This is a genomic window from Tistrella mobilis (genome assembly GCF_039634785.1).
In the GTDB taxonomy this organism is placed as follows: Bacteria; Pseudomonadota; Alphaproteobacteria; order Tistrellales; family Tistrellaceae; genus Tistrella; species Tistrella mobilis.
In genome coordinates this window covers 309,428-333,675 of record NZ_JBBIAB010000004.1, presented here as the reverse complement: position 1 = coordinate 333,675, position 24,248 = coordinate 309,428, and the positions used below count along the sequence as shown (strand labels likewise).

Annotated in this window: 25 protein-coding genes; 4 read left to right on the top strand and 21 right to left on the bottom strand. The window is 68.4% G+C overall.

Annotated elements, in window-relative coordinates; all coding sequences use genetic code 11:
• Positions 1-146: 146 nt before the first annotated feature.
• The 8 genes from WI697_RS07960 to WI697_RS07925 all read right to left on the bottom strand — a co-directional run bounded on the left by WI697_RS07960 (position 147) and on the right by WI697_RS07925 (position 7,062).
• Positions 147-947, bottom strand: coding sequence for an FAD binding domain-containing protein (locus WI697_RS07960; protein WP_062770689.1), 801 nt, complete (start codon positions 945-947; stop codon positions 147-149).
• A gap of 61 nt (positions 948-1,008) precedes the next feature.
• Positions 1,009-3,396 (bottom strand): xanthine dehydrogenase family protein molybdopterin-binding subunit, encoded by a 2,388-nt coding sequence (locus tag WI697_RS07955; RefSeq protein ID WP_345958072.1) that lies wholly within the window; start codon positions 3,394-3,396, stop codon positions 1,009-1,011.
• Positions 3,397-3,466: 70 nt separating this feature from the next.
• Positions 3,467-3,937 (bottom strand): (2Fe-2S)-binding protein, encoded by a 471-nt coding sequence (locus WI697_RS07950; RefSeq protein ID WP_014744694.1) that lies wholly within the window; start codon positions 3,935-3,937, stop codon positions 3,467-3,469.
• Positions 3,938-4,371: 434 nt separating this feature from the next.
• Positions 4,372-5,325, bottom strand: coding sequence for a 2-hydroxyacid dehydrogenase (locus WI697_RS07945; protein WP_345958070.1), 954 nt, complete (start codon positions 5,323-5,325; stop codon positions 4,372-4,374).
• A gap of 98 nt (positions 5,326-5,423) precedes the next feature.
• Positions 5,424-5,732, bottom strand: coding sequence for a hypothetical protein (locus WI697_RS07940; RefSeq protein WP_345958069.1), 309 nt, complete (start codon positions 5,730-5,732; stop codon positions 5,424-5,426).
• Positions 5,733-5,801: 69 nt separating this feature from the next.
• A complete protein-coding gene (locus WI697_RS07935; protein ID WP_345958068.1) occupies positions 5,802-6,098 on the bottom strand; it encodes a hypothetical protein in 297 nt (98 codons plus the stop codon).
• A complete protein-coding gene (locus tag WI697_RS07930) occupies positions 6,091-6,690 on the bottom strand; it encodes a hypothetical protein (protein WP_345958067.1) in 600 nt (199 codons plus the stop codon). The genes WI697_RS07935 and WI697_RS07930 overlap by 8 nt, the downstream gene beginning before the upstream one ends.
• A 177-nt stretch (positions 6,691-6,867) precedes the next feature.
• Positions 6,868-7,062 (bottom strand): hypothetical protein, encoded by a 195-nt coding sequence (locus tag WI697_RS07925; RefSeq protein ID WP_345958066.1) that lies wholly within the window; start codon positions 7,060-7,062, stop codon positions 6,868-6,870.
• Positions 7,063-7,246: 184 nt separating this feature from the next.
• On the opposite strand from WI697_RS07925, the gene WI697_RS07920 reads away from it, so the two are divergent.
• Together WI697_RS07920 and WI697_RS07915 are read left to right on the top strand one after the other, a co-directional pair.
• A complete protein-coding gene (locus WI697_RS07920) occupies positions 7,247-8,140 on the top strand; it encodes a hypothetical protein (RefSeq protein WP_345958065.1) in 894 nt (297 codons plus the stop codon).
• Between the two features lie 145 nt (positions 8,141-8,285).
• The gene (locus WI697_RS07915; protein WP_296719196.1) at positions 8,286-8,993 is read left to right on the top strand and encodes a response regulator transcription factor; all 708 of its coding nucleotides are present in this window, start codon (positions 8,286-8,288) and stop codon (positions 8,991-8,993) included.
• Positions 8,994-8,997: 4 nt separating this feature from the next.
• Here the strand turns inward: WI697_RS07915 and WI697_RS07910 are convergent, their stop codons facing one another.
• The 6 genes from WI697_RS07910 to WI697_RS07885 all read right to left on the bottom strand — a co-directional run bounded on the left by WI697_RS07910 (position 8,998) and on the right by WI697_RS07885 (position 15,338).
• Positions 8,998-9,906 carry an ABC transporter permease gene (locus WI697_RS07910; RefSeq protein ID WP_345958064.1) on the bottom strand — a complete coding sequence of 303 codons (909 nt, stop codon included), beginning with the start codon at positions 9,904-9,906 and terminating at the stop codon, positions 8,998-9,000.
• Complete coding sequence (locus WI697_RS07905) at positions 9,903-10,841, bottom strand: ABC transporter permease (protein WP_345958063.1); 939 nt, start codon at positions 10,839-10,841, stop codon at positions 9,903-9,905. Before WI697_RS07905 ends, WI697_RS07910 begins: the two co-directional genes overlap by 4 nt.
• A gap of 6 nt (positions 10,842-10,847) precedes the next feature.
• Complete coding sequence (locus WI697_RS07900; RefSeq protein ID WP_345958062.1) at positions 10,848-11,879, bottom strand: oligopeptide/dipeptide ABC transporter ATP-binding protein; 1,032 nt, start codon at positions 11,877-11,879, stop codon at positions 10,848-10,850.
• Positions 11,876-12,820, bottom strand: coding sequence for an ABC transporter ATP-binding protein (locus WI697_RS07895; protein WP_345958061.1), 945 nt, complete (start codon positions 12,818-12,820; stop codon positions 11,876-11,878). Before WI697_RS07895 ends, WI697_RS07900 begins: the two co-directional genes overlap by 4 nt.
• Positions 12,817-14,421: an ABC transporter substrate-binding protein gene (locus WI697_RS07890; RefSeq protein WP_345958060.1), complete on the bottom strand. Its 1,605-nt coding sequence runs from the start codon at positions 14,419-14,421 to the stop codon at positions 12,817-12,819. Before WI697_RS07890 ends, WI697_RS07895 begins: the two co-directional genes overlap by 4 nt.
• A gap of 71 nt (positions 14,422-14,492) precedes the next feature.
• Entirely contained in the window at positions 14,493-15,338 is an 846-nt protein-coding gene (locus tag WI697_RS07885; protein ID WP_345958059.1) for a metallophosphoesterase family protein, read from the bottom strand.
• A gap of 189 nt (positions 15,339-15,527) precedes the next feature.
• On the opposite strand from WI697_RS07885, the gene WI697_RS07880 reads away from it, so the two are divergent.
• Both WI697_RS07880 and WI697_RS07875 read left to right on the top strand, forming a co-directional pair.
• The gene (locus tag WI697_RS07880) at positions 15,528-16,187 is read left to right on the top strand and encodes a TetR family transcriptional regulator (RefSeq protein WP_345958058.1); all 660 of its coding nucleotides are present in this window, start codon (positions 15,528-15,530) and stop codon (positions 16,185-16,187) included.
• Positions 16,188-16,288: 101 nt separating this feature from the next.
• Positions 16,289-17,422, top strand: a complete 1,134-nt coding sequence (locus WI697_RS07875; RefSeq protein WP_345958057.1) for a toll/interleukin-1 receptor domain-containing protein — start codon at positions 16,289-16,291, stop codon at positions 17,420-17,422.
• 19 nt (positions 17,423-17,441) lie between these two features.
• Here WI697_RS07875 and WI697_RS07870 read toward each other — a convergent pair whose 3' ends face one another.
• From WI697_RS07870 to WI697_RS07840, 7 genes are all read right to left on the bottom strand, one after another.
• Positions 17,442-17,816, bottom strand: a complete 375-nt coding sequence (locus WI697_RS07870; RefSeq protein WP_345958056.1) for a cupin domain-containing protein — start codon at positions 17,814-17,816, stop codon at positions 17,442-17,444.
• A complete protein-coding gene (locus WI697_RS07865; RefSeq protein WP_345958055.1) occupies positions 17,813-18,487 on the bottom strand; it encodes a cysteine hydrolase family protein in 675 nt (224 codons plus the stop codon). The genes WI697_RS07870 and WI697_RS07865 overlap by 4 nt, the downstream gene beginning before the upstream one ends.
• 18 nt (positions 18,488-18,505) lie before the next feature.
• Positions 18,506-20,083, bottom strand: a complete 1,578-nt coding sequence (locus WI697_RS07860) for an ABC transporter ATP-binding protein (RefSeq protein ID WP_385998633.1) — start codon at positions 20,081-20,083, stop codon at positions 18,506-18,508.
• Complete coding sequence (gene biuH, locus WI697_RS07855; protein WP_345958054.1) at positions 20,080-20,772, bottom strand: biuret amidohydrolase; 693 nt, start codon at positions 20,770-20,772, stop codon at positions 20,080-20,082. Before biuH ends, WI697_RS07860 begins: the two co-directional genes overlap by 4 nt.
• Before the next feature lie 47 nt (positions 20,773-20,819).
• On the bottom strand, positions 20,820-21,746 hold the full coding sequence (locus WI697_RS07850) for an ABC transporter permease (RefSeq protein WP_345958052.1): 927 nt from the start codon (positions 21,744-21,746) through the stop codon (positions 20,820-20,822).
• 4 nt (positions 21,747-21,750) lie between these two features.
• The gene (locus WI697_RS07845; RefSeq protein ID WP_345958050.1) at positions 21,751-22,869 is read right to left on the bottom strand and encodes an ABC transporter permease; all 1,119 of its coding nucleotides are present in this window, start codon (positions 22,867-22,869) and stop codon (positions 21,751-21,753) included.
• Positions 22,870-22,937: 68 nt separating this feature from the next.
• The gene (locus tag WI697_RS07840) at positions 22,938-24,065 is read right to left on the bottom strand and encodes a BMP family ABC transporter substrate-binding protein (protein ID WP_345958049.1); all 1,128 of its coding nucleotides are present in this window, start codon (positions 24,063-24,065) and stop codon (positions 22,938-22,940) included.
• Between the last annotated feature and the right edge of the window lie 183 nt (positions 24,066-24,248).

Sequence of the window (24,248 nt, the reverse complement as noted above, 5' to 3'; positions counted from 1 at the left end):
GTAAATCTGGCGCGGGGGACAGCCGCAGGCAAGCCGTCACGACATGCGAAGACGGCGGTGCGGGCACGTGATCCGTGCCCGCACCCGCCCTGGCCCGCACCCGTCCTGGCCCGCACCCATCACGGCAGGCCGTGGAGCCGCCCGGCTCAGCCGAGGGCGGCCGCCACCGCGCGCTTTGCGATCACGCCGATCAGATGGGCGCGATATTCGGCACCGGCATGCATGTCCGAATTCAGCCCGTCGGCCGGCACGGTGATGCCGTCCAGCGCCTCGGGGCGGAAATCGGCGGCAAGGGCGGCTTCCATCGCCTCCACCCGGAAGACCGAGGGACCGGCGCCGGTGACCGCGACGCGGACCGAGCCGTCCTTCGCCCGGGCCACGAACACGCCGACCAGGGCGTAGCGCGAGGCCGGGTTCGGGAACTTCACATAGCCGGCCTTCTCGGGGATCGGGAAGCGGACCTCGCGGATGATCTCGGCCGGTTCCAGCGCGGTTTCGAACATGCCGACGAAATAGTCGTCCGCCGGAATGCTGCGCTGGTCGGTGACGATGTCGGCGCCGAGCGCCAGCGCCGCCGCCGGATAATCCGCCGCCGGGTCGTTGTTGGCCAGCGAGCCGCCGATGGTGCCGCGGTTGCGGACCTGGGCATCGCCGATATGCGAGGCCAGATGCGCCAGCGCCGGGATCGCCGCCTTCACCTCGTCGGAGCGGCCGACGGCGGCATGGCGGGTCATGGCGCCGATGACCAGGGTGTCGCCGTCGCGGCTGATGCCGGCCAGCTCGGCGATGCCGTTCAGGTCGATGATGTCCGACGGTGCCGCCAGACGCTGTTTCATGGTCGGCAGCAGGGTCATGCCCCCCGCCACCAGCTTGGCGTCCTCGTTGGCACCCAGCGCCTGGGCGGCGTCGGCGACCGACGAGGGACGGTGATATTCGAATGCGTACATATCGGTGTCTTCCCCGATGACGTCCCGGTAACCCGGCGCGGGGCGCCGGGTCAGGAGGTGTTCACTCGGCAGCGGCGGGCATGCGCGCCGCCTGGATGGTCGACCACACCCGATGCGGCGTCGCCGGCATGTCCATGTCGGTCACGCCCAGCGGCCGGAGCGCGTCGATCACGGCATTGATGATCGCGGGCGGCGAGCCGATGGCGCCGGCCTCGCCGCAGCCCTTCACCCCCAGCGGGTTGGTGGTGCAGGGCACCTCGTTATGGGCGACGGTGAAGCTGGGCAGGTCGTCGGCGCGCGGCATGCAATAGTCCATGAACGAGCCCGACATCAGCTGGCCGCTGTCCTGGTCGTAGATCGCCGCTTCCAGCAGCGCCTGGCCGATGCCCTGGGCGATGCCGCCATGGACCTGGCCTTCCACGATCATCGGGTTCACCACCCGGCCGAAATCGTCCACCGCCACGAAGCGCTTGATCTCGACCACGCCGGTATCGGGATCGACCTCCACCTCGCAAAGATGGCAGCCATTGGGATAGGTGAAGTTCACGGGATCGTAATAGGCGCTTTCGTCCAGGCCCGGTTCCAGCTTCTCGTGCGGGTAGTTGTGCGGCACATAGGCCGCCAGTGCCACCTCGCCGATGCCGACCCCCTTGTCGGTGCCCTTGACCGAGAACCGGCCGTTCTGGAACTCGATATCGCCTTCGGCGGCTTCCAGCAGATGGGCGGCGATCTTGCGGCTCTTGTCGATCACCTTGTCGATGGCCTTGACCAGCGCCGAGCCGCCGACCGGCAGCGAGCGCGAGCCATAGGTGCCCATGCCGAAGGGGATGCGGTCGGTGTCGCCATGGACGATCTCAACCTGCGAAAGCGGCACGCCCAGACGGTCGGCCACCACCTGCGCGAAAGTGGTCTCGTGGCCCTGGCCGTGGCTGTGGGCACCGGTGAACACGGTGACCGATCCGGTCGGGTGCAGCCGGACTTCCGCCGCCTCGTAGAGGCCGGCACGGGCGCCGAGCTGGCCGGCCAGCGCCGAGGGCGCCAGACCGCAGGCCTCGATATAGGTCGAGACACCCAGCCCCAGATACCTGCCGCGCGACCGCGCCTCGGCCTTGCGGGCATCCAGGCCGGCATAGTCGATCAGCCGCATGGCGTCGTCGAGATTCCTGTGGAACTCGCCGCTGTCGTACTGCACCGCCACCGGGGTCTGATAGGGCATCATGTCGGCAGTGATGAAGTTCTTCTTGCGCAGCTCGATCCGGTCGATGCCGCTTTCGGCCGCGGCCTTGTCGACCAGGCGTTCCAGCAGATAGCAGGCCTCGGGCCGGCCGGCGCCGCGATAGGCGTCGACCGGCGTGGTGTGGGTGAAGGCCGATTTCACCTCGCAATAGATCGCCGGCGTCTTGTAGAGCCCGGCGAGCAGCGTGCCGTAGAGATAGGTCGGGATCGAGGGCGCGAAGGTCGAAAGATAGGCGCCCAGATTGGCGACCGTCTCGACATGCAGGCCCAGGAAATTGCCGTCGGCATCCATCGCCAGCCGGGCGCGGCTCCAGTGATCGCGGCCATGGGCGTCGGTCATGAAGCTTTCGGTGCGCTCGGCCGTCCAGCGGACCGGGCGTTCCAGCTTTTTCGCCGCCCAGGTGACGATGGCCTCTTCGGCATAGTGATAGATCTTGGAGCCGAAGCCGCCGCCGACATCCGGTGCCACCACGCGCAGCTTGTGCTCGGGGATCTGCAGCACATAGGCGCCCATCAGCAGGCGGATGACATGGGGGTTCTGGCTGGTGGTGTAGAGCGTGTACTGGCCGCTCGCCGGATCGTAATCGCCGATCGCCGCGCGCGGCTCCATGGCGTTGGGGATCAGGCGGTTGTTGATCAGCTCCAGCTCCACCACACGGTGGGCATTGGTGAAGGCGGCCTCGGTCGCGGCCCGGTCGCCCAGTTCCCAGTCGTAGCAGAGATTGCCCGGCGCCTGATCGTCCCAGACCGAGGCGGCGCCATCGGCCAGCGCCCGGCGGGCATCGGCCACCGCGGGCAGTTCCTCATAGTCGATGGCGACGTCTTCGGCGGCGTCCTTGGCCAGTTCCTTCGAGGTCGCGATCACCACGGCCACATTGTCGCCCACATGGCGCACCCGGTCGGGCACCAGCGGCGCATGCGGCGGCTCCTTCATCGGCGAGCCGTCCTTGGAATGGACCAGCCAGCCGCAGGGCAGGCCGCCGATGCCGTCGGCCGCCATGTCCTTGCCGGTGAACACCGCCACCACGCCCGGCCGCGCCAGTGCGGCCGAAGGGTCGATGTTCAGGATCTTCGCATGGGCGTGCGGGCTGCGGATGATATAGGCATAGGTCTGCCGCGCCAGCTGGATGTCGTCGGTATAACGGCCGCGGCCGGTCAGGAAGCGCCGGTCCTCGGTCCGCTTCACCGGCTTGCCGATCACCTGTTCGGTCATCTCGTCCTCACTCCTCCCGTCGCCCGGCAGGATCTTCGCCCGCCGGGTCTGTCCTGGCGGATGGCGGCGGTCAGCCGCGCATCGTTTCCGCGGCGGACTGCACGGCCTTGACGATGTTGTGATAGCCGGTGCAGCGGCAGATATTGCCTTCCAGGTGCTTGCGGATCTCGGCTTCGGTCGGGTTCGGGTTGTTCTTCAGCAGGTCGACCGAACTCATCACCATGCCCGGGGTGCAGAAGCCGCACTGCAGCCCGTGTTCCTGATGGAAGGCTTCCTGCACCGGGTGCAGCGTGCCGTTGGTGGCCAGGCCCTCGATGGTGGTGACCTCGGCGCCCTCGGCCTGGACGGCCAGCATGGTGCAGGACTTCACGGCATTGCCGTCGACATGGACGACACAGGCACCACACTGGCTGGTATCGCAGCCGACATGGGTCCCGGTGAGGCCGAGATGGTCGCGGATGAATTGAACCAGCAGGGTCCGCGGCTCGACCGAGCGTTCGACACGCTCGCCGTTCACCGTCAGGCTGATCTGGACCGGCATGTATAACCTCCCCATCGGTCGGTAGACGGACAGCCGCACACGCAAGGCTGCCGCAGGTCACGCGGTGCCGGCCCGGGCAGGCAGGCCCCAGGGTGGACGGGGAGAGGGGCGGCGACATTCCGGCGGCGAACGTGCAGCCGCGCGATCGACCACCGCGATGGCGGGAACGCGCAGGGGCACGGCTGGGGCCGCATGGGCGGCGGGACGACCGTCATCCCGCCGGGTGTTCCTGACTCAATCCTCCCCCGGTCCGGGGCCGGGGGTCTTCCCCCTTGTTCGCTCCGATCCGGCATCAAGAGTGTGGCGCCGCCAAGGCCGGCCGGTCAAGGGTGATGGCGGGGGAAACCGGCGGGAAAAAACGGCGGATTTATGCCGCACTGCACCAATTGCGGCCCGGTTTGAGATCGGTTCGCAGCGGTTCAACTGAACGTCGGTCAGTATCCGCGGGTCCGCTCCACCGGGTCGAGCGGCGGCCGGCCGGCGGCATGTCGGCGCAGGCTTTCGGCCAGGATGGGCGCCATGGTCTCAGGGGTGCTGGCCGCCGCGACATGGGGGGTGAGCACGATTTTCGGATGCGACCAGAAGGGGTGGCCCTGGGGCAGGGGCTCGACCGCGGTCACGTCGAGCGTCGCCGAGGCCAGCCGGCCGTCGTCGAGTGCGGCAAGCAGATCGGCTTCGACCACATGGCCGCCGCGGGCGACGTTCACCAGATGCGCCCCCCGGGGCAGGCGGGCCAGCAGGGCGGCATCAATCAGCCCGCGGGTCTCGTCGGTCAGCGGCAGCAGGTTGACCAGGCAGTCGGCGCCGCCGATCAGCCGGTTCAGCCCGTCGGCGCCCGACAGGCAGGTGACGCCCGCCACCTGCCTGGCGCTGCGCGACCAGCCGGTGACGGTGAAGCCGAGGCCTGCCAGCGCCTGCGCCGCCGCGGCCCCCAGCTCCCCCAGCCCCAGCATGCCGACCCTGAGCGCGCCGCCCGGCACGCTCCGCTCTTCCCACAGGCCGGCGGCCTGCTGGGCGCGATAGCCGGCCGCGTCGACCGAGATTGCCAGCACGGCATGGACAACGAAGCGCACCATCTCGCCGGTCATCGCCGGGTCGACCGCCCGGCCGAGGGCGACATGGTCGCCGATCGCCGGATCGTTCAGCAGATGCTCCACCCCCGCTCCCAGCGACTGGGCGAGACCGAGCCGGCTCATGCCCGCAAGCGCACCCGCCGGCTGCTTCCAGAGCAGCACCGCCTCGATCTCGGACACATCCCCCAGATCGGGCCAGAGCCTGACCTCCAGCCCCGGCGCCGCGGCCACGAGCGCCCGCTGCCAGCGCGGCTGATCCCAACCGGGCGCGATGATGGCGGTGACGGGCAGGCGGGGGGTGGCGGCGGTCGTCATCGCATGCAGGCTCCGGTATGGGGAAAGGCAGGACAGGGAATGGGCGCGCAGCATAGCGCGCCGTCACCGCTGCCGTCATCCTCGGCAACCCCTGCCGTTCAAAGCCTGACCGCAGCCTCGACGAGGAAGGTGATCACCGACCAGCCGGCAAATACCCGCGTCTGCACCCAGGGCTTGCGCCGCATCCCGGGCCTGCCCGCAACTGCCTCGTCCCAGGGCCCGGTGAGCAGACGCGCCACGACCATATAGATCAGCATCCCGGCGAAATACGGCGTCAGCGCCTCGCCCGTTATCAGACGCCCCCACCAGGCCGACCAGACCATCAGCAGCACGGCCAAAGCAAGGACGAGGTATTCGGGCCAGGAGAGGCGGGCAGGCGTAAACAAGGTCTTAAGGGTGCGCCACATCCGGGTGGCCCCTTCGTCTGAGCATCTGGGCGAGGAACGCAGTCCGGGCAGGTGAGCTTTCAGCATCCATCAAAACGCCATCCGCACCACGGCGGCCGCCACCAATGTGACCGCCACCCACCCGGCGAGCACCCGCGTCTTCACCCAGGGCCGCCGTTCCGAAACGCCCCGCCGCAGAAGCATCGCCTTCACGACCAGAAGATAAAGGCAGAACCCCGCGATATACGCCGCCCCGATCTCGCCGCCATAAAGCGGTGTCCACCACACGGTGAAGACGCCGACGATGCAGAGGAGCAGGGAGGTGAGGCGTTCGGGCCAGGGATCGCGGCTCGTTACGGCGCCTGATGTTTCGTTTGGTTCAGTCAAGGGACAGGCCTCGTTTGATTGCCTCTTCTTTGTAAGCCTGAGCATTGTTCCCGTAGAACATGGAGATGCGGCTCATAGAATAGCTTCCAAGCCCAACGACGTAGGCCAGGAAAGCCGACATCACTTTGGTGAGGGGGATCGCGCTCAGCGCTGACAGGTCCCCCGCGGTGGATGAAATTTCTGCGATCTCACCGAAGCGCCGCATATAGCGCCGAAGCTCGTCGTCAGAAAGCAGGGCGGGAAACCGCCACGGCTCGGACAGCGCCAATCCTATGAGCGCCTTGAGGCGCGTACTCATCAGGCGGTGCGTCACATCGGCGGCGCCCCATCCGTCAATCCGCTTGAGCAAGTCTGCGCGGGAGGTGTGAGGCATCGCCCGGACGCTCAACATCTCTCTCAGAAAATCGGTGACGCCTGGCAGATCGACCCCGGGTGGTGGCGACGTCTCGACGAACATCCATGTTCTCTGTGGCTCCAGATACCAGACACGTCTGAGATCCCGATCAGAGATGAAGCGCTTCGGAACAAGAGATGCATTGGTACCGGGATGGTCGACGATCGCTCTATTCAGCTCGGATGCAGCGGAAGTCATGACAGGAGAACTCCGAGGTATTCATCTCCCTGATGAATCTACCATGGGGTGAATTAGGTGGTCGTGACAAAATGGGATCAGTTTATGGCGGTTTCACCTGACATCAGCTGACCAGCCGCACCACGACCGCAGCCATCAGTGCGAACGTCACCTCCCCGTCGAGCCCCCTCGTCTTCATCAAGGGCCGCCGTTCCGAACGCCCCGCCGCAGAAGCATCGCCTTCACGACCAGAAGATAGACGCAGAACCCCGCGATATACGCCGCCCCGATCTCGCCGCCATAAAGCGGCGTCCACCACACAGCGAAGACGCCGACGATGCAGAGGAGCAGGGAGGTGAGGCGTTCGGGCCAGGGGGCGAACGTTTCGAGCAATGGAATGCAAAGCGTTCTTCATGGGGTGAATTATCCTCCACGATGAAAAATTTGCGGCGTGGAAAAAAGCGGACGTGGATGTCGACAGGGGGACAATCGCCAAGGACGAGGCGCTCGAACAGGTTGCCCGACGAGGTTCTGCTCTTCTACGATCGAAATGTCGGAGCGGATCGTGAGGACGCAGATGATCACGGACCTTTTCAGTGCTCGGTATCATGATTATGCGTGGGGGACTGATAGATCGAATGAAGTACTGGCTGTACGACAGATGGCGAGGTTATGGCACGATAGTTCTATTCGAATTTTTGGGAAAGAATTTGTAGATGAAATGACCGAGGAAGTGCACTGTTCAGTCTGTCGCGAGATTGGTGAGGATGAGTTATTTGGGCCTCCACACCGTGTAGGCGGTTTGCCAAGACAAAATGATTGGGCATTTTATTGTTGTGAATTTTTGATGTCCTTGCAGGAAAATGAGTCTAATTTTGATCATGAAATAAGTAATAGATTAAATATATTGGAAATTTTATTTCAAAAATTTGAGAACCGGGATCAGGAAGAAGAAGTTCGCGCAACCCTTCAAGAACTGAACCAGCGTCTCCGTCGGCTTTCGTTCCCGTTTCACTATCAGGCGGGGATGTTCCACAAAGCGGACGACGCCCTGTCGGAAACCCGAATCGAAGCCCCATTTTGGGAGGTGCTGCGGGGCGAACGATGGTGCAATGTCGATGCTGATATCAGAGCGGCAATCGGCCTGCGCGACACTGGGGGGCGTGATCCCGCCTTTCATGCCGCAAAGGCCCTTGAGAGTGCCATCAAGATCATCTCAGATGAGCGCGGCTTGTCTGGCGGCCGTGAGCGAGGTGCGGCGAACTTCATCGAAAATCTGGCGAGCGAACGTGCTGGCCATTTCATCACGTCTTGGGAAGCGGATACTCTGAGGTCCTTTTTCAAGCACGTCCGGAACCCGCTGGGACATGGAGCGGGTGGCGGCCCGATGCTGACGTTGACGCCTCAACAGACAGACTGGGCCATCGAGTTTTGCATGAGCTGGATCAAGAGCCTGATCCGGCGGATGTGATGTCTCTCATGGGCGCCGTTGTTGCTGTTGGCGAGGGCTATTGCAGACATGTTGGTCCTCTGGAGCGCAGTGACGCAGCTTTGCGTTCCCCCCGCCCCGCGCTATCCTCGACACGACACCCAATCCCGAGGATGCCGCCCGACCCATGTCCGAGCCCGTCTCCGCCTATCGTGTGTTGATCGTCGACGACCATTCGGTGGTGCGGGCGGGGTTGCGGCATCTGCTGGCGGAGGTGTTCGATCCGGTCGAGATCGTGGAGGCGAACGGGTTGGCGGCGCTGGAGGCGCTGCTCGACGAGGGCATGCGGTTCAGCTTTGCGGTGGTCGATCTCTATCTGCCGGATTTCCTGGGCCAGGACCGGCTGGACCGGATCCGGCGGCGGCTGGAGCCGGCGCCGGTGGTGGCCTTCACCATGTCGGAGAGCAAGTCCGATCTGCGGGCGGCGCTGGCGGCGGGCCTGCGCGGCTACATTCCGAAATCGACCCATGACGAGGTGATCATCGGCATCCTGCGGATGATCCAGGTCGGCGGCACCTATTTCCCCTATGAACTGCTGGCGCGTGATGCCGAGGCAGAACGCGGGCCCGCGCCGATCCCGGCGGCTGCCTTGCCGATTGCCGGGGATGCCGGCCTGGCGGAGGCGGGCGAGGGCGAGAGCGGCGCCGCGCTGACCGAGCGGCAGATGGAGATCATGGACCTGCTGGCCCGCGGCCATTCCAACCAGCAGATCGGCGATCTGCTGGGGTTGAACCTCAACACCGTGAAGGGCCATCTGTCGCGGATCTTCCGCCAGCTGGGCGTGGAGAGCCGGACCCAGGCGATCCTGAAATATCAGCGCATGCGCGGCGGCTGACGGTTCAGCTGCCGGTCGTGGGATCCAGCCGGTCGCGGAGATGATCGCCGATCAGGCAGACCGACATGGTGGTGGCCAGGATCAGCAGACCGGGGATCACCGCGATCCACCAGGCATTGAGCAGCAGCCCGCGCCCGTCGCCGAGCATCTGGCCGAGCGAGGTGGCCGGCGGCTGGACGCCCAGACCCAGGAAGGAGAGGGCGGTCTCCAGCAGGATCGTGCCCGGGAAGTTGAGGGTTGCCTGCACCACCAGCGGGCCGGCGACATTGGGCAGAACATGGCCCAGATGCAGCCGCGCGCCGGTGATGCCGGTCATCCGCGCCGCCCGCACCCAGCCGGCCGAGCCGGTGGCGAGCACCAGATTGCGCGACAGCCGGGCATAGCGCTCCCAGCCGTCGAGCCCGACCAGGATCACGAACAGCACCAGATCGTTGCCGAGAAAGGCGATCACCGCCAGCGCCAGAATCAGCGACGGCAGGGCCGCCTGCACGTCGACCAGCATCATCAGCAGCTGGTCGGCCAGGCCGCGGAAACGGGCGGCGAGGAAGCCGGCGCAGGTGCCGAGCACTGCCCCGATCGCGGTGCCGGCGACCGCGATCAGGATCGACACCCGGGCACCGTAGAGCACGCGCGAGAGCAGGTCGCGGCCGAGCGCATCGGTGCCGAGCGGATGGGCGAGGGTGCCGCCGAAACCTGCCGGCGGGCGCAGCCGCGCACCCAGATCCATGGTGAGCGGGTCGGCAGGCGCCACCCAGGGGGCGAAGATCGCGAGCAGGACGAGTGCCGCCAGAAAGCCCAGGGCGCAGCGGATCGACCAGGGCAGGCCGCGACCGCGCGCCGGCCCCCCGGCCTTGAGCGGCCGGAACAGCCGATGCAGCCGGCCGGCTGCGGGCAGGGCTGAGATCGGTCTCATCGGCGGGCCTCTCCGGCAAGGGCCGCGCGAACCCGTGGGTCCAGCCGGGCATGGAGCAGGTCGGCGGCGAGATTGGCCAGGATCATGGCGAGCGCGATCATCAGAATGATGGTCTGCACCACCGCCAGGTCGCGGGCCGCCACCGACTGGACCAGCAGCCGGCCGACCCCCGGCCAGCCGAAGACGCTTTCGACCACCACCCCGCCGCCGACCAGCAGCCCGGCTTCGAACCCCAGGAAGGTGATCACCGGCACGGCGGCATTGGGGGCGAGATGGGCCGCGACCAGGCGGATGCGGCCGAGGCGCTTGCCGCGCGCGACCCTGAGATGCAGCTGGCCCAGGACATCGAGCACGGCGCCGCGCACGAAACGGGCGAGCTTGCCGGCCATGGCGGTGCCGAGGGTGAGCGCCGGCAGCACCAGATGCGCCGCGGTGCCGAAGCCCGATGACGGCAACACCCTGAGCCAGAGCGCGAAGACCAGGATCAGCACCAGCCCCAGGAAAAAATTCGGCATCGCATAGCCGAAGACCGCCACCCCCATCACGCCCCGATCGACCGGCCCGCCGCGGCGAAGGGCGGCGATGGTGCCGGCGGGGATGCCGATCAGCAAGGCGAGGGCGAAGGCGGTGCCGCCCAGCAGCAGGGTCGCCGGCAGCCGTTCGGCCACCACGCCCGCGGCACTGCGCCCGTCGAGCAGCGAGCGGCCGAAATCCCCCGTCGCGAGCCCGCCCAGATAGCCCAGATACTGCTCGTAAAGCGGCCGGTCGAGGCCGAGGCGGGCGGCATAGGCGTCGCGGATGCTTTGGGGCGCATCCTCGGGCAGCAGCGCGTCGAGCGGGTCGCCCGACAGCCGGAGCACGACGAAAGTGAGGGTGATGCAGATCAGCGCGGTGACCAGGGTGCGGGCCAGGCGGATCAGAAGGGCGCGGGACATCGCGGATCAGGCCTCGGCCAGGGAGGGGGTGTCGGTCAAAAGATGGCAGGCGGCGAGATGGGGGGCGTCGGGCCGGTTGGGGGGCGCCGCGGGCGCGAGGTCCGGCCGGGCCCGCCGGCAGATCTCTTGCGCCTGGGGGCAGCGCGGATGGAAGGCACAGCCGGTGGGCGGGTTCAGGATCGCCGGCGGCTCCCCTTCAAGGCGCAGGCGCGGCCGGCGCAGCCCCGGATGGGCGACCGGTACGGCATCGAGCAGGGCGCGGGTATAGGGATGGGCGGGGGCGCCGAACACTGCGTCGACCGGCCCGGTTTCCACCACCCGGCCCAGATAGAGCACCGCCACCCGATGGGCCAGATGGCCGACCACGCCCAGATCATGGCTGATGAACACCATGGCGAGGCCACGATCCCCGGCCAGCGCCGCCAGATGATTGACCACCTGCGCCTGGACCGAGACGTCGAGCGCCGAGACCGGTTCGTCCAGCACCAGCACCGAGGGATCCAGGCTGAGCGCGCGGGCAAGCACCGCGCGCTGGCGCTGCCCGCCCGAGACCTGATGCGGCCAGCGGTCGAGCAGGGCGGGATCGAGGCCCATGGCGTCGAGCGCCGCAAAGATACGCCGGCGCCGGTCGGCCGGGGGCAACCCCGCCACCGCCAGCGGCTCGTCGAGCTGCCGGCCAAGGGTCATGCGCGGGTCGAAGGCGCCGAGCGTGTCCTGAAACACCAGCTGCACCGCCCGCCGCCGGGCCGGCGGCAGGGGCAGGGTGAGGGCAGCACCATCCAGCAGCACCCGGCCGGCATCTGGGGCGATCTCGCCCGCCAGCATCCGGCCGATCGTGGTCTTACCCGACCCGCTTTCACCCACCAGCCCCAGGATTTCCCCCGGTGCCACCTGAAGATCGATGCCGGACACGATCGCCACCCGGCGTGGACGGGCGAAGAGGCCGCGATCGCGCAGCACCACGCCGAGGCCCAGCCCTTCGGCGCTGAGGCGGGGATGGCCGGGGCTGGGAGGTCTGAGACCGGGATGGCCGGTCATGCCGGCACCCCGCAGGCGACCAGGCCGCCACCAGCAACCGGAAGCAATTTCGGAAGCGTCATCGAACAGCTTTCGATTGCATGCCGGCAGCGCGGCGCGAAATCGCAGCCCGGGCCGCGCCGGCCGGGCGGCGGCACCATGCCCGGAATCGCGGCAAGGCGGCGGTCACGCGCCTGAGGGCGGGGCATGTGAGGTCCGGGTCGGCAGGCCAGAAGTTCGGCGGTATAGGGATGGGCGGGGGCATCGAAGATCCGGCCGACCGGGCCCTGTTCGACGATCCGCCCGGCATACATCACCGCCATTTCGTCGGCGATTTCGGCGACCACGCCCAGGTCATGGGTGATGAAGACCAGCCCCATCCCGGTTTCGGCGGCGAGACCGGTCAGCAGGTCCAGGATCTGGGCCTGGACGGTGACGTCGAGCGCGGTGGTCGGCTCGTCGGCGATCAGCAGGGCGGGGCGGCAGGCGAGCGCCATGGCGATCGCGACCCGCTGGTTCATGCCGCCGGAGAATTCATGCGGCCAGGCCCGGGCCCGTTCCGCCGCCCCGGCGATGCCGACCCGTTCCATCAGCCGGACCGCTTCGGCCATGGCGGCACGACGGCCCAGACCCGCCTGTGCCACCAGCGGCTCGGCGATCTGCCGGCCGACCGTCATCAGCGGGTCGAGCGAGGCCATGGCGTCCTGGTGGACCATGGCGAGCCCGGCAGGGGTGGGGCCGCCCGGGCGGAAGGGCCGGCCGTCGATACGGGCGGTGCCGGATACCACCCGGGCGCCCGCCGGCAACAGCCCCATCAGTGCCAGTGCCGTCAGGCTTTTGCCGCAGCCGCTTTCGCCCACCAGGCAGAACACCCGGCCGCGGCCGATGGCGAGGTCGAGCCCCGCCACCGCCGGGCCGCCCGGGACGTCGATCCTGAGGTTTTCGACGGTGAGTGCGGTCATGCGAAGGACAGGTTGTCGGGGCGGAGATCGAGATAGTAGAGCGGGTAATGGGTCCAGTTGACCGGCCGGCGCTTGCCGTAGACCTCGTTGACGCCATAAAGCACCACCCCCGGCGCCTCTTCATCGAAGAGGTCGAGCAGATGCTGGAAGATCCGCCGGCGGTCGGCGGTTTCCTGCGCCGCCCGAAGCTCGGCGATCGCGGCGTTGAACCGGTCCGACGACCAGAAGCCGCGCTTCTGCACCGCCGAATCCGGCCCCCAGGCCGGCACCACGCCGCCGCCCAGCGGATCGGGAAAGCGGAAGGCGGCCGAGATCATCCGGACGTCGGCCCCGGGTTCCAGCGCCTGTTTCATGCTTTCGACGAATTCCAGCTCCAGCGGCACACCGATCTGCGCCCACATCGCCTGGATGATCTGCCCGGCCGCTTCGGCGCCGACGTAATAGCCCGAGATCAGGCGCATGCGCACGGGCGTGCCGCCATAGCCGGCCTCTGCCAGCAGCGCCTTGGCGCGGGCGGGATCGAAGGGGAAATGCCGGCGGTCGGCATCATAGAGCGGCCCGAAGGCGGGGGTCTGCAGGCCGTTCGGCCGGCTGAACCGTTCGCCCCAGACCGCGCGGCCGAGCGCATCATAGTCGATGGCGTAATTCAGCGCCTGGCGGATGCGGGCATCGGCCACCGCCGGACGGCGAGTGTCGTAGAACAGCATGTGCACCAGATCGAGCGGCACCGCCACCGCCTCGACATCGTCATAGCCGTCGAGCTGCGGCATCTGGTCGGGCAGAAGATTGGTGACGATGTCGTATTCGCCCGAGATCAGCCCGGCGATCCGGGTTGCGGCCTCGGGCACCACCTCGATGTGCACCTCGCGCGCCGCCGGCCGGCCCATCCAGTAGTCGTCGTGAGAGTTGAGGACCAGCCGGGTGTCGCGGACGAATTCGGCCAGCTTATAGGGGCCGGCCCCGACCGGGGCGGTGCGCATGGTCTCAGGCCCGCCGGCCGCCATCGCCTTCGCCCCCACGATCCAGGCGCCATAGGCGGCCAGGCGCTGGGGCATCACCGGGTCGGGGTTCCGGGTGACGAGATCGACGGTCAGCGCGTCTACCGTGCGGACCTCGGCCAGATGGCCGAACAGGATCCGGACCTCGGGCCAGGGCGTGTCGGGGCCGATCCGGCCGGGCGCGAAGGTCGCCGCCACATCGGCGGCCGAGAGGGTGGAACCGTCATGCAGCGTCACCCCCGGGCGCAGCGTCATCCGCCAGGTGAGATCGTCGATCCGGGTGACGGCGGTGGCGAGCTGCGGATCGATCTTCGCCGTGCCGGGCGTGGCGGCCTCTGCCTTGAAATCCCGGCGGAGCGGGCTGTCGAACAGGCAGGTGGTCTGGCGCAGGCCGATATTGGAGATGGTCTCCAGCGGCTCCAGACTGGCGGGCAGGGCCTGAACGGCGATGCGCAGAACCGGGCGCGGATCGTTGCCGGCCGCAGGCACTCCCGCCGCTTGGGCCCCCGCCGCTTGCGCGATGGACGAAAAGGCGCCGGGCAGGGCGGCGGTGGCGGTGCCGGCGCCGATCAGGCGCAGCAGGTCGCGACGGGTGATGGTCATGGGGCGTCGGGCCTCGTCGAATGCAGATCGGGGAGGGACGGATCGGGGGATACCGGCCAGAGAGACAGGGGTCAGGCAGGGGGGGATCGCCGCAGTGCCCGCACCGCCGGATAGGCGTCGTCATGGTCGAGCAGGTCGTTCTCGGGCAGGCCGGCCGGGTGGCGGAAATCCAGGCGATGGCGGCCGCCATCCAGGGTCAGCATCGCCCAGCCGACCCGCTTCTCGCCGATCCGCTCCTGAATGTGGTCGGGGATGATGAAGGCGGTGGAGGGCATCCAGAGATGTTCGACATCGCCGACCACCAGCCGCCGGGCCTGATGGGCATGGCCCGAGATCACGAAGCGCAGATCCACCCCCGCCAGCAGCTCCATCAGCCGGGCCCGGGGCGCCGCCGGGACATAGCGGACATGGGCCTCGTCGTCGCCGGGACGGTCGCGGAACAGCGGCTTGTGCAGGAACAGGCCCACGGGCCCGCGGGCGGCGGCGAGCGTTGCGGCCAGCCAGGCGATCTGGGACGCCTCGGCATCCAGCCCGGTGCCGAAGAGCTGGGCGTTGAGCCCGATCAGCCGGAAGCCCGCCAGTTCGGTCACCCAGTGATCGGGGCCGAAAGCGGCCGCCCAGGCGGCCAGGCGGGCCGGGGTCACCGGGCTTGCGACATGGGCGCCGGGATGGGGCGGGTTGTCGCCCAGATCGTGATTGCCCGGCACGGCCAGGCGCGGGGCAGACAGCGCCTGCATCGCCTCCAGCGCCTGGCCGTGCTCGGCCGGATCGCCCGCGCCGTCGACCGTGATGTCGCCCAGATGGATGATCAGATCCGGGCGCTCGGCCTCGATCAGCCGGGCGGCGATGTGCCAGTTGGCGGTGAAGGCCCGTGCACGGGCGGCGATATGGGTGTCGGAAACCAGGGCGATGCGCATGGGCGCGAACCTTTCGGCCGGTCAGATCCTTCCGGCCCCCGTCGCAGCCCGGTGTATGCGGCCGCGGCGAGGTGACGTGCCGACCATAAGCGGTCATGATGTCACCCTGGTGACCGGCTTCGAACGCCGCCCGAAAGCCGTCATCGAACCGTCGCGAAGCGCAGCCGGCCCCATGCCCATCGGAGCTGCATGTCCACCGAACTGACCACGGCCCGCATTCTGGAGGTCACCGAACGCCTGATGGCGACCACGGACGATCCCGACCGGATCACCGTGCGCCGGATCGCGGCCGCGGCCGGGGTGGCGGTGTCGGCGATCAGCTATCATTTCGGATCGCGTGAGGCGCTGATGGTCGCGGCGATGGCGCGCTGCTACACCCGCTTCAATGCCGAACGCCTGAACCAGCTGACCGCGGCGGTCGATGCGGCGCGGCCGTCACCGCCGCCGCTGGACGCGGTGCTGACGGCGCTGCTGGAGCCGTCGGTGCGCTGGCGCTATGACCCGACCTCGGATTATCGCGTGTTCCTGAACTTCCGCGCCGTCACCCGCCGCAGCGCCGACCCCAGGCTCGGCCGGGCATTGGCCGAAGAGGTCGACCATCTGGGCCTGTTCCTGGACGTGCTGGCCCGCCTTGCGCCGCATCTGAATCGGGCGGAACTCGGCTGGCGGCTGCATGCGGCCCTGGGCATCCGCGACAACGTGCTGCGCAACCGCACCCGGCTGGTGGCCCTGGCCGGCACCGCCATCGACCCGGACGACCCGGCACGGGTGCTGGCCGAACTGGTGGCGATGACCCGCTGCCTGTTTCTGGCGCCGGCGGGCGGGGTGGGCCGGGGTATGCGGCGGTGAGCGGAGGCTAAGACGGCGGGACGCGATGATGTTGTCACCTGACCGAATCTCCGATTGAATCAATGGGGCCATAAGCGCGGTCGCCGCCGTCGGGAGGCCCCATGTCGAACGTCTTCATCTCGCATGCATCAGTGGACAAGCCCTTCGTGCTGCGGCTGGCCGTGGGGCTTCTCGCAAAGGGCATTCCGGTCTGGCTCGACAAGTGGAGCATCACGCTCGGCGACTCGCTGCTCGATGCCATCTATGACGGTCTGGAGCGGAGCGGTTTTGTCGTGGTCGTGGTGTCCGACGCGGCCATCCGTTCCGGCTGGGTGAATAGGGAGCTGAATGCGGCGCTGGCGCGGGAAGAGCAGACCGGCCGCCGTTTCGTGATCCCCATCCGGATCGACGACACGACTATGCCGCTCAAGGTGGCGGACCGGCTTTATGCGAATTTCGCGACATGCGGCTTCTCCGAAGCCCTGGAGGATCTGGCCCGGGTGCTCGTCTCGAAAGGCGCTGCCGACATGGCGGTCCTGCCGGAGCGGGAGGTGCTGCCCTTGCGCTTCACCCGGCCGGTCGATCTGGACGCGGCGGTATTGGAGGCAAGCTGGAAGCACATGCGCCGACGCCACCCGGACCTTGTGCTGTCGCCTGACCAGATCGCTCTGGTCGAGGACGAGGACTACGGATCATTGCGCCGGTCGCTGCATCACCGCATCGACGGGATTGCGCAGGACCCGGATTACACGCCCGAAGTCGAAAGACATCTGAAGGAAATGAATGACCTGGCGGCCCGGCTGGAGGTTGTGCTGCGCACCGGGGTCGCAGAGCTTCTGAACCGGGGCAAAGAGATCGACGCGGTGCTGTGGTTCGCGAAGATCATCCGGGCGCGCGCCCTCTACCGGCTGTGGACGACCAGGATGGTTGCGGGCGGTCTGGGGCAGGGCTGGAAAATTGCCGGTCTTCACGATCAAAAGGATGCCCGCGATTTTTTCGGAACGGACGAGCTGGACCTCGTCGATCTGTGGCGGGACGGGCATCGGAACGGATCTTTCACCCTCTGGCTGCCGCGCCGCGACGTCGCGGATCTGCTTCGCTTTGGTACACCGCAGCGCTATTACGACGGCCTCCCGACGATGATGACGGAGCACATTTATGTGTACCCGCAGATGCTGGCGGAGCACCTCTGTTATCCGCTGAAGACCCGCGAGCCGGTCTGGGATCTCGCCGAGGCGATCATCGGCCTCCACTGACAGCGCCTGGCGCGGCGGGTCAGGTGCCCTCGTAAAGCCGCGGCGCGCGTTCCCAGATCAGCAGGGCGGTGCAGCCGGTGTCGCTGCGCACCTTGTGTTCCGTGCCGGGGTCGTTGACCACCAGCGTGCCGGTCTCGTAGGTGCCGGCATCGTCGCTCTGGCGGCCGTCGAGGATCAGGATGGTCTCGCGGCCGATATGGGCGTGGCGCGGCACCTCGGATCCGGGGGCATAGCGCAGCAACGCCGCCGCCGGGCCGCCATCGGGGCTGCGGTGCAGCCAGTGGGCCTCGACACCCGGGCGGAAGGGCTGCCAGTCCAGCGCCGCGCGGGCGGCGGGGTCGAGCAGGCCGGCGCGGAGCACGGCGGGAAGATCGACGGCAGGAGATCCGGTCATGTATCGGCCCTCAGCGCGGCAAGGACGGCATCCACCGGTGCCGCCCAGCCGACGATGCCGGCCTGGGCGGTGATCATGGCGATGGTCGCGGCCTTGAAGTCGGGGAAATAGCTGTCGGTGGCGTCGGTGGCGAGCAGGCAGTCGAAGCCCCGGTCGTTCGCCTCGCGCATCGTGGTCTGTACGCAGACCTCGGTGGTGACGCCGGCGAAGACCAGATGGCCGATGCTGCGGCGGGCAAGCTCGTCGCCGAGCGGGGTGGCGTGGAAGGCGCCCTTGCCGGGCTTGTCGATCACCACTTCGCCGGGCCATGGCGCCAGTTCGGGGATGATGTCCGCCCCCGGCTCGCCGCGGATCAGGATCCGGCCCATCGGTCCCGGATCGCCGATGCGGAGCGGCCCGGGCCCACGGCCATGCTTGGCCGGCGGGCAGTCCGAGAGGTCGGGCAGATGGCATTCCCGGGTGTGGAAGATCGGCAGCCCCGCCGCACGGAAGCCGTCCAGCAGGCGCCGGGTCGGCGCGATCGACGGCTGCAGCCGGGTGACGTCGTTGCCGAGCGCGGCGCCGAAGCCGCCCGGCTCCAGGAAGTCGCGCTGCATGTCGATCACGATCAGCGCCAGCCGGTCGCGGGGCGCGGTGAAGGCATAAGGGGCGGCGTCGATGGTGATGGGCATGGCGTGACGGGGCTCCCCTCAGTGGCCGGCCATGTGGCGGCCGATCGCCACACGGTCGGCGGTGGCGCCGGCCGTCTCGTGGACGATGCGGCCGTCGGAGATGACCAGGATCCGGTCGGCCAGCTCCAGCAACTCGTCCAGATCCTCGCTGACCAGCAGCACCGCGGCGCCGCGATTGCGGGCACCGACGATCTGGCCGTGGATGTCGGCCACCGCCGAGAAATCCAGCCCGAAGACCGGGTTGGCGGCGATCAGCACCTCGACCTCGCCGCCGATCTCGCGCGCCAGAACCGCCCGCTGGACATTGCCGCCCGACAGTGCCGCGATCGGCGTGTCGGGCGATGGCGTGCGGACGTTGTAGCGGGCGATCAACTCGCGCGCCGCCGCCCGGATCCGGCCCTTCGACAGGAACCAGCCGCGGGCATAGGGCGCCTGATCGAAGCGGCGGAAGGCCATGTTCTCGGCGACACTCATCCGGCCGACGCAGGCGTTCTTCAACGGCTCTTCGGGCAGCAGGCAGACCTTGTGGCGCAGCATCTGCGCGCGCCTGGCGGCATAGGGCGCGCCGTCGACGGTCATATGTCCCGCCTCGGCCCGGCGCTGGCCGGCCAGCACCTCGACCAGGGCGCTCTGGCCATTGCCCGACACGCCGGCGATGCCGACGATCTCGCCGCGCCGGACCTGGAGCGAGACGCCGCGAAGTGCGGGTTCGCCGGTATCGTCCAGCGCTTCCAGATCGCGGATGTCGAGCGCCACCTCGCCGGGCATGCCCGCAAGGCGGGCGGCCGGTGCCGTCGGCGTCGCCTCGCCGATCATCATCGCCGCCATCCGGTCGACATCCAGATCGGCGACCCGGCCGCCGCCGACCAGCCGGCCGCGGCGCAGCACCGACACCTCGTCGGCAAAGGCCAGAACCTCGCGGAATTTGTGGGTGATGATCAGGATGGTGAGGTCACCGGCCCGCGCCATGTCCGCCAGCAGGCCCAGGATGTCGTCGGCCTCGTCGGGGGTCAGAACCGAGGTCGGCTCGTCCAGGATCAGGAAGCGGACGTCGAGCCAGATCTGTTTCAGGATCTCGACCTTCTGCTTCTCGCCGGCGGCCAGGCTGGCCACGGGGGCCTCCAGCGGCACCCGGAAGGGCATGCGGGCCATGAAGGCTTCGGCCTCGGCGCGCGCCGCCGTCCAGTCGATGATCGCGGGCGTATCGGCCCGGGCCATCACCAGGTTTTCAAGCACCGTCATCCCCGGCACCAGGGTGAAGTGCTGATAGACCATGCCGATGCCCAGCGCATGGGCCTCACGCGGGTTGGAGATCGGCGTTTCGCGGCGGCCGACGATCACCGCCCCCTCTTCGGGGCGGTAATAGCCCATGATGCATTTGACCAGGGTCGACTTGCCGGCGCCGTTCTCGCCCAGCAGGGCATGAACGCTGCCCGGGCGGACCCGCAGGTTTACGCCGTCGAGCGCCGTGAAGGCGCCGAAGCGCTTGGTCATCGCCACGGCTTCGATGCCGAGCGCCCGGATCTCCGGGCCGTCATCGGCCCCGATCGGTACCGGGGCGTCCGGTACCGCTTCGATCCCGGCCGCGGTGCTCATGGCAGGGCCTCGATGAAGGCGGTGGAGCTGGAGACCGAGCCGAAAACGCCGCCCTGCATCTTGATCATGCGGATGGCATGATCGTGATTGGCCCGGTCGGTGGCGCCGCAGCAGTCTTCCAGCAACAGGCATTCGAAGCCGCGGTCATTGGCCTCGCGCATCGTGGTGTGGACGCAGACATCGGTGGTGATGCCGGCGAGCACGATGTTGCGGATGCCGCGGGTGTGCAGGATCAGCTCCAGATCGGTGGCGCAGAACGATCCCTTGCCCGGCTTGTCGATCACGGGTTCGCCCGGCAGCGGCGCCAGTTCGGGGATGATTTCCCAGCCCGGTTCGCCGCGAACCAGGATCCGCCCGCAGGGGCCCGGATCGCCGATGCCGGCGCCGATGCGCTGCGACCGCCAGAGCTTGTTGGCCGGCAGGTCCGACAGATCCGGGCGATGGCCCTCGCGGGTGTGGATGATGTGATAGCCCCGGGCCCGCATCGCCGCCAGCACTGCCCCGATCGGCCCGATCGGCGCGCGGGTCAGCGACAGGTCGTAGCCCATCTTGTCGACATAGCCGCCGACCCCGCAGAAATCGGTCTGCATGTCGATGATGATCAGCGCGGTATTGGCGGGCAGAAGCCGGCCGTCGAACGGCCAGGGATACGGGTCGCCGGGGATGGTGTTGAAGGCGGTCGCGGTCATGACGGGCATCCTCGGGTTGGGCGGGCGTGGGGCGGTCGGGAGCGGGATCAGCGGGTGACCGACAGCTCGCCCGGCGCGCCCGCCAGCCGGCGGCGCGAAGAGGAGGCGAGAACCATGATCACCAGGGTCAGCAGATAGGGGGCGGCGTTGAACAGGTAGTAGCCCTGGGTGACCCCCACCGCCTGGAGCGCGGGGCCGAGGGCGCTGGCGCCGCCGAAGAGCAGTGCGGCATAGAAGCACCACATCGGGTTCCAGCGGGCGAAGATGACCAGCGCCACCGCGGTGATGCCCTGGCCGCTCGACAGGCCTTCATTCCAGCTGCCGGGGTAGTAGAGCGACAGGAAGGCGCCACCCACACCGGCCAGGAAGCCGCCGGTCATCGTCGCCCACATCCGCACCCGGTCGGGGTCGTAGCCCATGGCGCGGGCGGCATCGGCGCTGTCGCCGGCCATGCGGATGATCAGCCCCCAGCGGGTGGCGTGGAAGGCCCACAGCATCGCGACCGCCAGCAGCGCGCCGATCACGAACAGCACGTTCACCTCCAGCGCCGCGCGGATCTGCGGCACCTCGCTCCAGAAGCCCAGGCTGATCGCCGGCAGATGCGGGGCGGTGGGCTGGATGAAGGGCTTGCCCAGGAAGAAGGCGAGGCCGGTGCCCAGCAGCATCAGCGCGATGCCGACCGCGATGTCGTTGACCCGCGGCAGGGCGCAGATCAGCGCATGCAGCAGCCCGAAGGCCGTGCCGGCAAGCCCCGCGACCAGCACGCCCGCCCAGGGCGAGCCGGTGAGATAGGCGGTGCCGTAGCCGCTCATCGCGCCCATCACCAGCGTGCCTTCCAGGCCGAGATTGATCCGGCCGCTCTTCTCGGTCAGGCATTCGCCCAGGCTGACGAAGAGAAAGGGGGTGGAGATGCGGATCGCGCCTGCGATCACCGCCAGCGGCACACCCCACCAGCCCAGAGCCGCGTCTTCCATGGGATCAGGCCTTTCCGGTGGCGGCCGGTGCCGCGGGGGCGGCGTTGCGGCGGCGGGGGAGAGAGGGCAGGCGCAGCCGGCCATAGAGGGTTTCACTGGCAAGCAGCACCACGAACAGGATGCCCTGCAGCACCAGAACCGTGGCGTCGGGCAGGTCCAGCCGGCGCTGAAGCAGGCCGCCGCTGGCGCCGATCCCGCCCATCAGGATCGCGACCGGGATGATGGCGAGCGGGTTCTGGCGGGCAAGAAAGGCGACCAGAATGCCGGTGAAGCCATAGCCGGCGGCGAGCGTGGCATTGGCCCGGCCATGGACGGCCGCGACCTCGACCATGCCGGCAAGTCCCGCAGCCGCGCCGCCGATCATGGTGACCGCGACGATCAGCCCGCCCACCGGCAGGCCGGCGGCCCGGCCGGCGCGGACATTGCCGCCGACCATGCGGGCGGCAAAGCCGAAGGTGGTCTTGAACATCAGAACCCAGGCGGCCAGGCAGAAGACGACGCCGATCACGAAGCCCCAATGCACATCCATGCCCGGCATGTCGCCGATCATGAAGCCATCGCCGATGGCGGGGGTGGAGGGCTTGTTCAGGCTGGCCGGGTCGCGCATCGGCCCTTCGACCATGTGGTTCAGCACCGCGATCGCGATATAGACCATCAGCAGGCTGGAAATCGTCTCGCTGACGCCGCGGGCATGGCGCAGCCCGCCGGCGATGCCGATCCAGACCGCACCGGCCGCCATGCCGGCCGCCGCCATGGCCAGCTGCACCACCAGCACCGGTGCCCCGGCATCGGCCAGCGGCAGGCCGGCGGCCATGGCCGCCAGCCCGCCCAGCACCAGCGCCCCCTCGGCGCCGATCACCACCAGCCCCATCTGGGCGGGCAGGGCGGTGCACAGCGCCACCAGCAGCAGCGGGGCGGCACGCTGAAGCGTGTTCTGCCACGAGAACCAGGTGCCGAAGGCGCCGCGATACATCAGCTGGTACAGCTCGATCGGATCCACCCCCACCGCCGCCACGAAGGCGCCGAACAGCACCATGCTGACCGCGACCGCCAGCACGGGAATGGCGACGGCCTCGGCCGCCTGCCGGAGTTTCGGGTCTGACATCGTCCGGGCCTGGAGCATGGCGCTGCGCAACTTCCTGACGGCGATGGAGGATGCGGGGGGAGGAGTCGATCGGGGGAGGGGGCCGATCAGGCGGTGGCGCCGATCACGCCCTCGACCAGGTAGTCCATCTTTTCAAGCGCGATGTCGGTCTGGCCGTGGGTGGTGCCGGCGGCGATCACGGTGCCGCCCTTGTTGTCCCTGATCGGGCCCTTGAAGATTGCGAAATCGCCGGCCATGAACTGCGCCTTGACCGCATCGGCCGCGGCGCGCCCGGCCTCGGGCGCCGCGGCACCATAGGCCGAGGTCTTGACGATGCCCTCTTTCAGCCCGCCGCGAACCAGCGACGGGATGTCGGTGCCGGCCAGCACGTCCTTCACGAAGCGGGGATAAAGGCTCTCCCAGTTCCATTCGGCGCCGGTGAGATAGCCCTTGGGCGCCAGCGGCGCCTGGGTGGCGTGATAGCCGCAGGTGAACATGCCCCGGCGTTCGGCGGTCTCCACCACCACCTTGGGGCTGTCGACATGGCAGGTCACGACGTCGGCGCCCTGATCGGCCAGACTGTTGGTGGCCTCGGCCTCTTTCACCGGCATCGACCAGTCGCCGGTGAAGATCACCTGGGTGGTGATGGTCGGATCGACCGACCGCGCGCCCAGCGTGAAGGCATTGATGTTGCGCAGCACCTGCGGGATCGGCTTGGCGGCGACGAAGCCCAGTTTCTTCGTCTTCGAGGCATGGCCGGCCACGATGCCCGACAGGTACTGCGGCTCGTCGATATAGCCGAAATAGCTGTGGGCGTTCTTCGGATGCCCCTCGGCCCAGAGCCCGCCGCAATGCAGGAAGGTCACGTCGGGATATTTCTCCGCCATCTTCATGACGTGCGGATCGTAATAGCCGAAGGAGGTGGGGAAGATCAGTCCGGCGCCGTCGAGATTGATCATGCTCTCGATGGTCTTCTGGACCTCGATCGTCTCGGGCACGTTTTCTTCTTCCAGCACCGTGACGTTCGGGAAGGCCGCCTTCACCGCCGCGGCACCCTGGGCATGGGCCTGGTTGTAGCCGAAATCGTCGCGCGGCCCGACATAGATGAAGCCGACCGTCAGCTTGCCGGCCGCCAGAGCCCGCCTGAGCGGCAGGCCCGCGGTGGCGCCGAGCAGGCCGAGCGCGCCGGCGCCCTTCAGCAGCGTGCGGCGGTTGAGGGAGAAATCATGGGCCATGACGAGAGCATCCTCCTCGGGACGGGCGGGCTGTGGGGCCGGACGGGCGATGGGGGCTGATCGGCCGTGTCTGATCCGCCGTCCGCAAGCCGCGTGCCAAGCGCCTCTGGACGTCGCAATGGATTGATTCAAAAAGAAGAAGCCGGCAGTTGCGCCGCCGACGCAGAGGCTGACCGCATGTGT

Bases quoted from the DNA above. Each gene is read 5' to 3' on its own strand.
- WI697_RS07960 (WP_062770689.1), bottom strand. From the start codon at position 947: ATGTACGCATTCGAATATCACCGTCCCTCGTCGGTCGCCGACGCCGCC.
- WI697_RS07955 (WP_345958072.1), bottom strand. From the start codon at position 3,396: ATGACCGAACAGGTGATCGGCAAGCCGGTGAAGCGGACCGAGGACCGG.
- WI697_RS07950 (WP_014744694.1), bottom strand. From the start codon at position 3,937: ATGCCGGTCCAGATCAGCCTGACGGTGAACGGCGAGCGTGTCGAACGC.
- WI697_RS07945 (WP_345958070.1), bottom strand. From the start codon at position 5,325: ATGACGACCGCCGCCACCCCCCGCCTGCCCGTCACCGCCATCATCGCG.
- WI697_RS07940 (WP_345958069.1), bottom strand. From the start codon at position 5,732: ATGTGGCGCACCCTTAAGACCTTGTTTACGCCTGCCCGCCTCTCCTGG.
- WI697_RS07930 (WP_345958067.1), bottom strand. From the start codon at position 6,690: ATGACTTCCGCTGCATCCGAGCTGAATAGAGCGATCGTCGACCATCCC.
- WI697_RS07920 (WP_345958065.1), top strand. From the start codon at position 7,247: ATGATCACGGACCTTTTCAGTGCTCGGTATCATGATTATGCGTGGGGG.
- WI697_RS07915 (WP_296719196.1), top strand. From the start codon at position 8,286: ATGTCCGAGCCCGTCTCCGCCTATCGTGTGTTGATCGTCGACGACCAT.
- WI697_RS07910 (WP_345958064.1), bottom strand. From the start codon at position 9,906: ATGAGACCGATCTCAGCCCTGCCCGCAGCCGGCCGGCTGCATCGGCTG.
- WI697_RS07905 (WP_345958063.1), bottom strand. From the start codon at position 10,841: ATGTCCCGCGCCCTTCTGATCCGCCTGGCCCGCACCCTGGTCACCGCG.
- WI697_RS07900 (WP_345958062.1), bottom strand. From the start codon at position 11,879: ATGACCGGCCATCCCGGTCTCAGACCTCCCAGCCCCGGCCATCCCCGC.
- WI697_RS07895 (WP_345958061.1), bottom strand. From the start codon at position 12,820: ATGACCGCACTCACCGTCGAAAACCTCAGGATCGACGTCCCGGGCGGC.
- WI697_RS07890 (WP_345958060.1), bottom strand. From the start codon at position 14,421: ATGACCATCACCCGTCGCGACCTGCTGCGCCTGATCGGCGCCGGCACC.
- WI697_RS07885 (WP_345958059.1), bottom strand. From the start codon at position 15,338: ATGCGCATCGCCCTGGTTTCCGACACCCATATCGCCGCCCGTGCACGG.
- WI697_RS07880 (WP_345958058.1), top strand. From the start codon at position 15,528: ATGTCCACCGAACTGACCACGGCCCGCATTCTGGAGGTCACCGAACGC.
- WI697_RS07875 (WP_345958057.1), top strand. From the start codon at position 16,289: ATGTCGAACGTCTTCATCTCGCATGCATCAGTGGACAAGCCCTTCGTG.
- WI697_RS07870 (WP_345958056.1), bottom strand. From the start codon at position 17,816: ATGACCGGATCTCCTGCCGTCGATCTTCCCGCCGTGCTCCGCGCCGGC.
- WI697_RS07865 (WP_345958055.1), bottom strand. From the start codon at position 18,487: ATGCCCATCACCATCGACGCCGCCCCTTATGCCTTCACCGCGCCCCGC.
- WI697_RS07860 (WP_385998633.1), bottom strand. From the start codon at position 20,083: ATGAGCACCGCGGCCGGGATCGAAGCGGTACCGGACGCCCCGGTACCG.
- biuH (WP_345958054.1), bottom strand. From the start codon at position 20,772: ATGACCGCGACCGCCTTCAACACCATCCCCGGCGACCCGTATCCCTGG.
- WI697_RS07850 (WP_345958052.1), bottom strand. From the start codon at position 21,746: ATGGAAGACGCGGCTCTGGGCTGGTGGGGTGTGCCGCTGGCGGTGATC.
- WI697_RS07845 (WP_345958050.1), bottom strand. From the start codon at position 22,869: ATGCTCCAGGCCCGGACGATGTCAGACCCGAAACTCCGGCAGGCGGCC.
- WI697_RS07840 (WP_345958049.1), bottom strand. From the start codon at position 24,065: ATGGCCCATGATTTCTCCCTCAACCGCCGCACGCTGCTGAAGGGCGCC.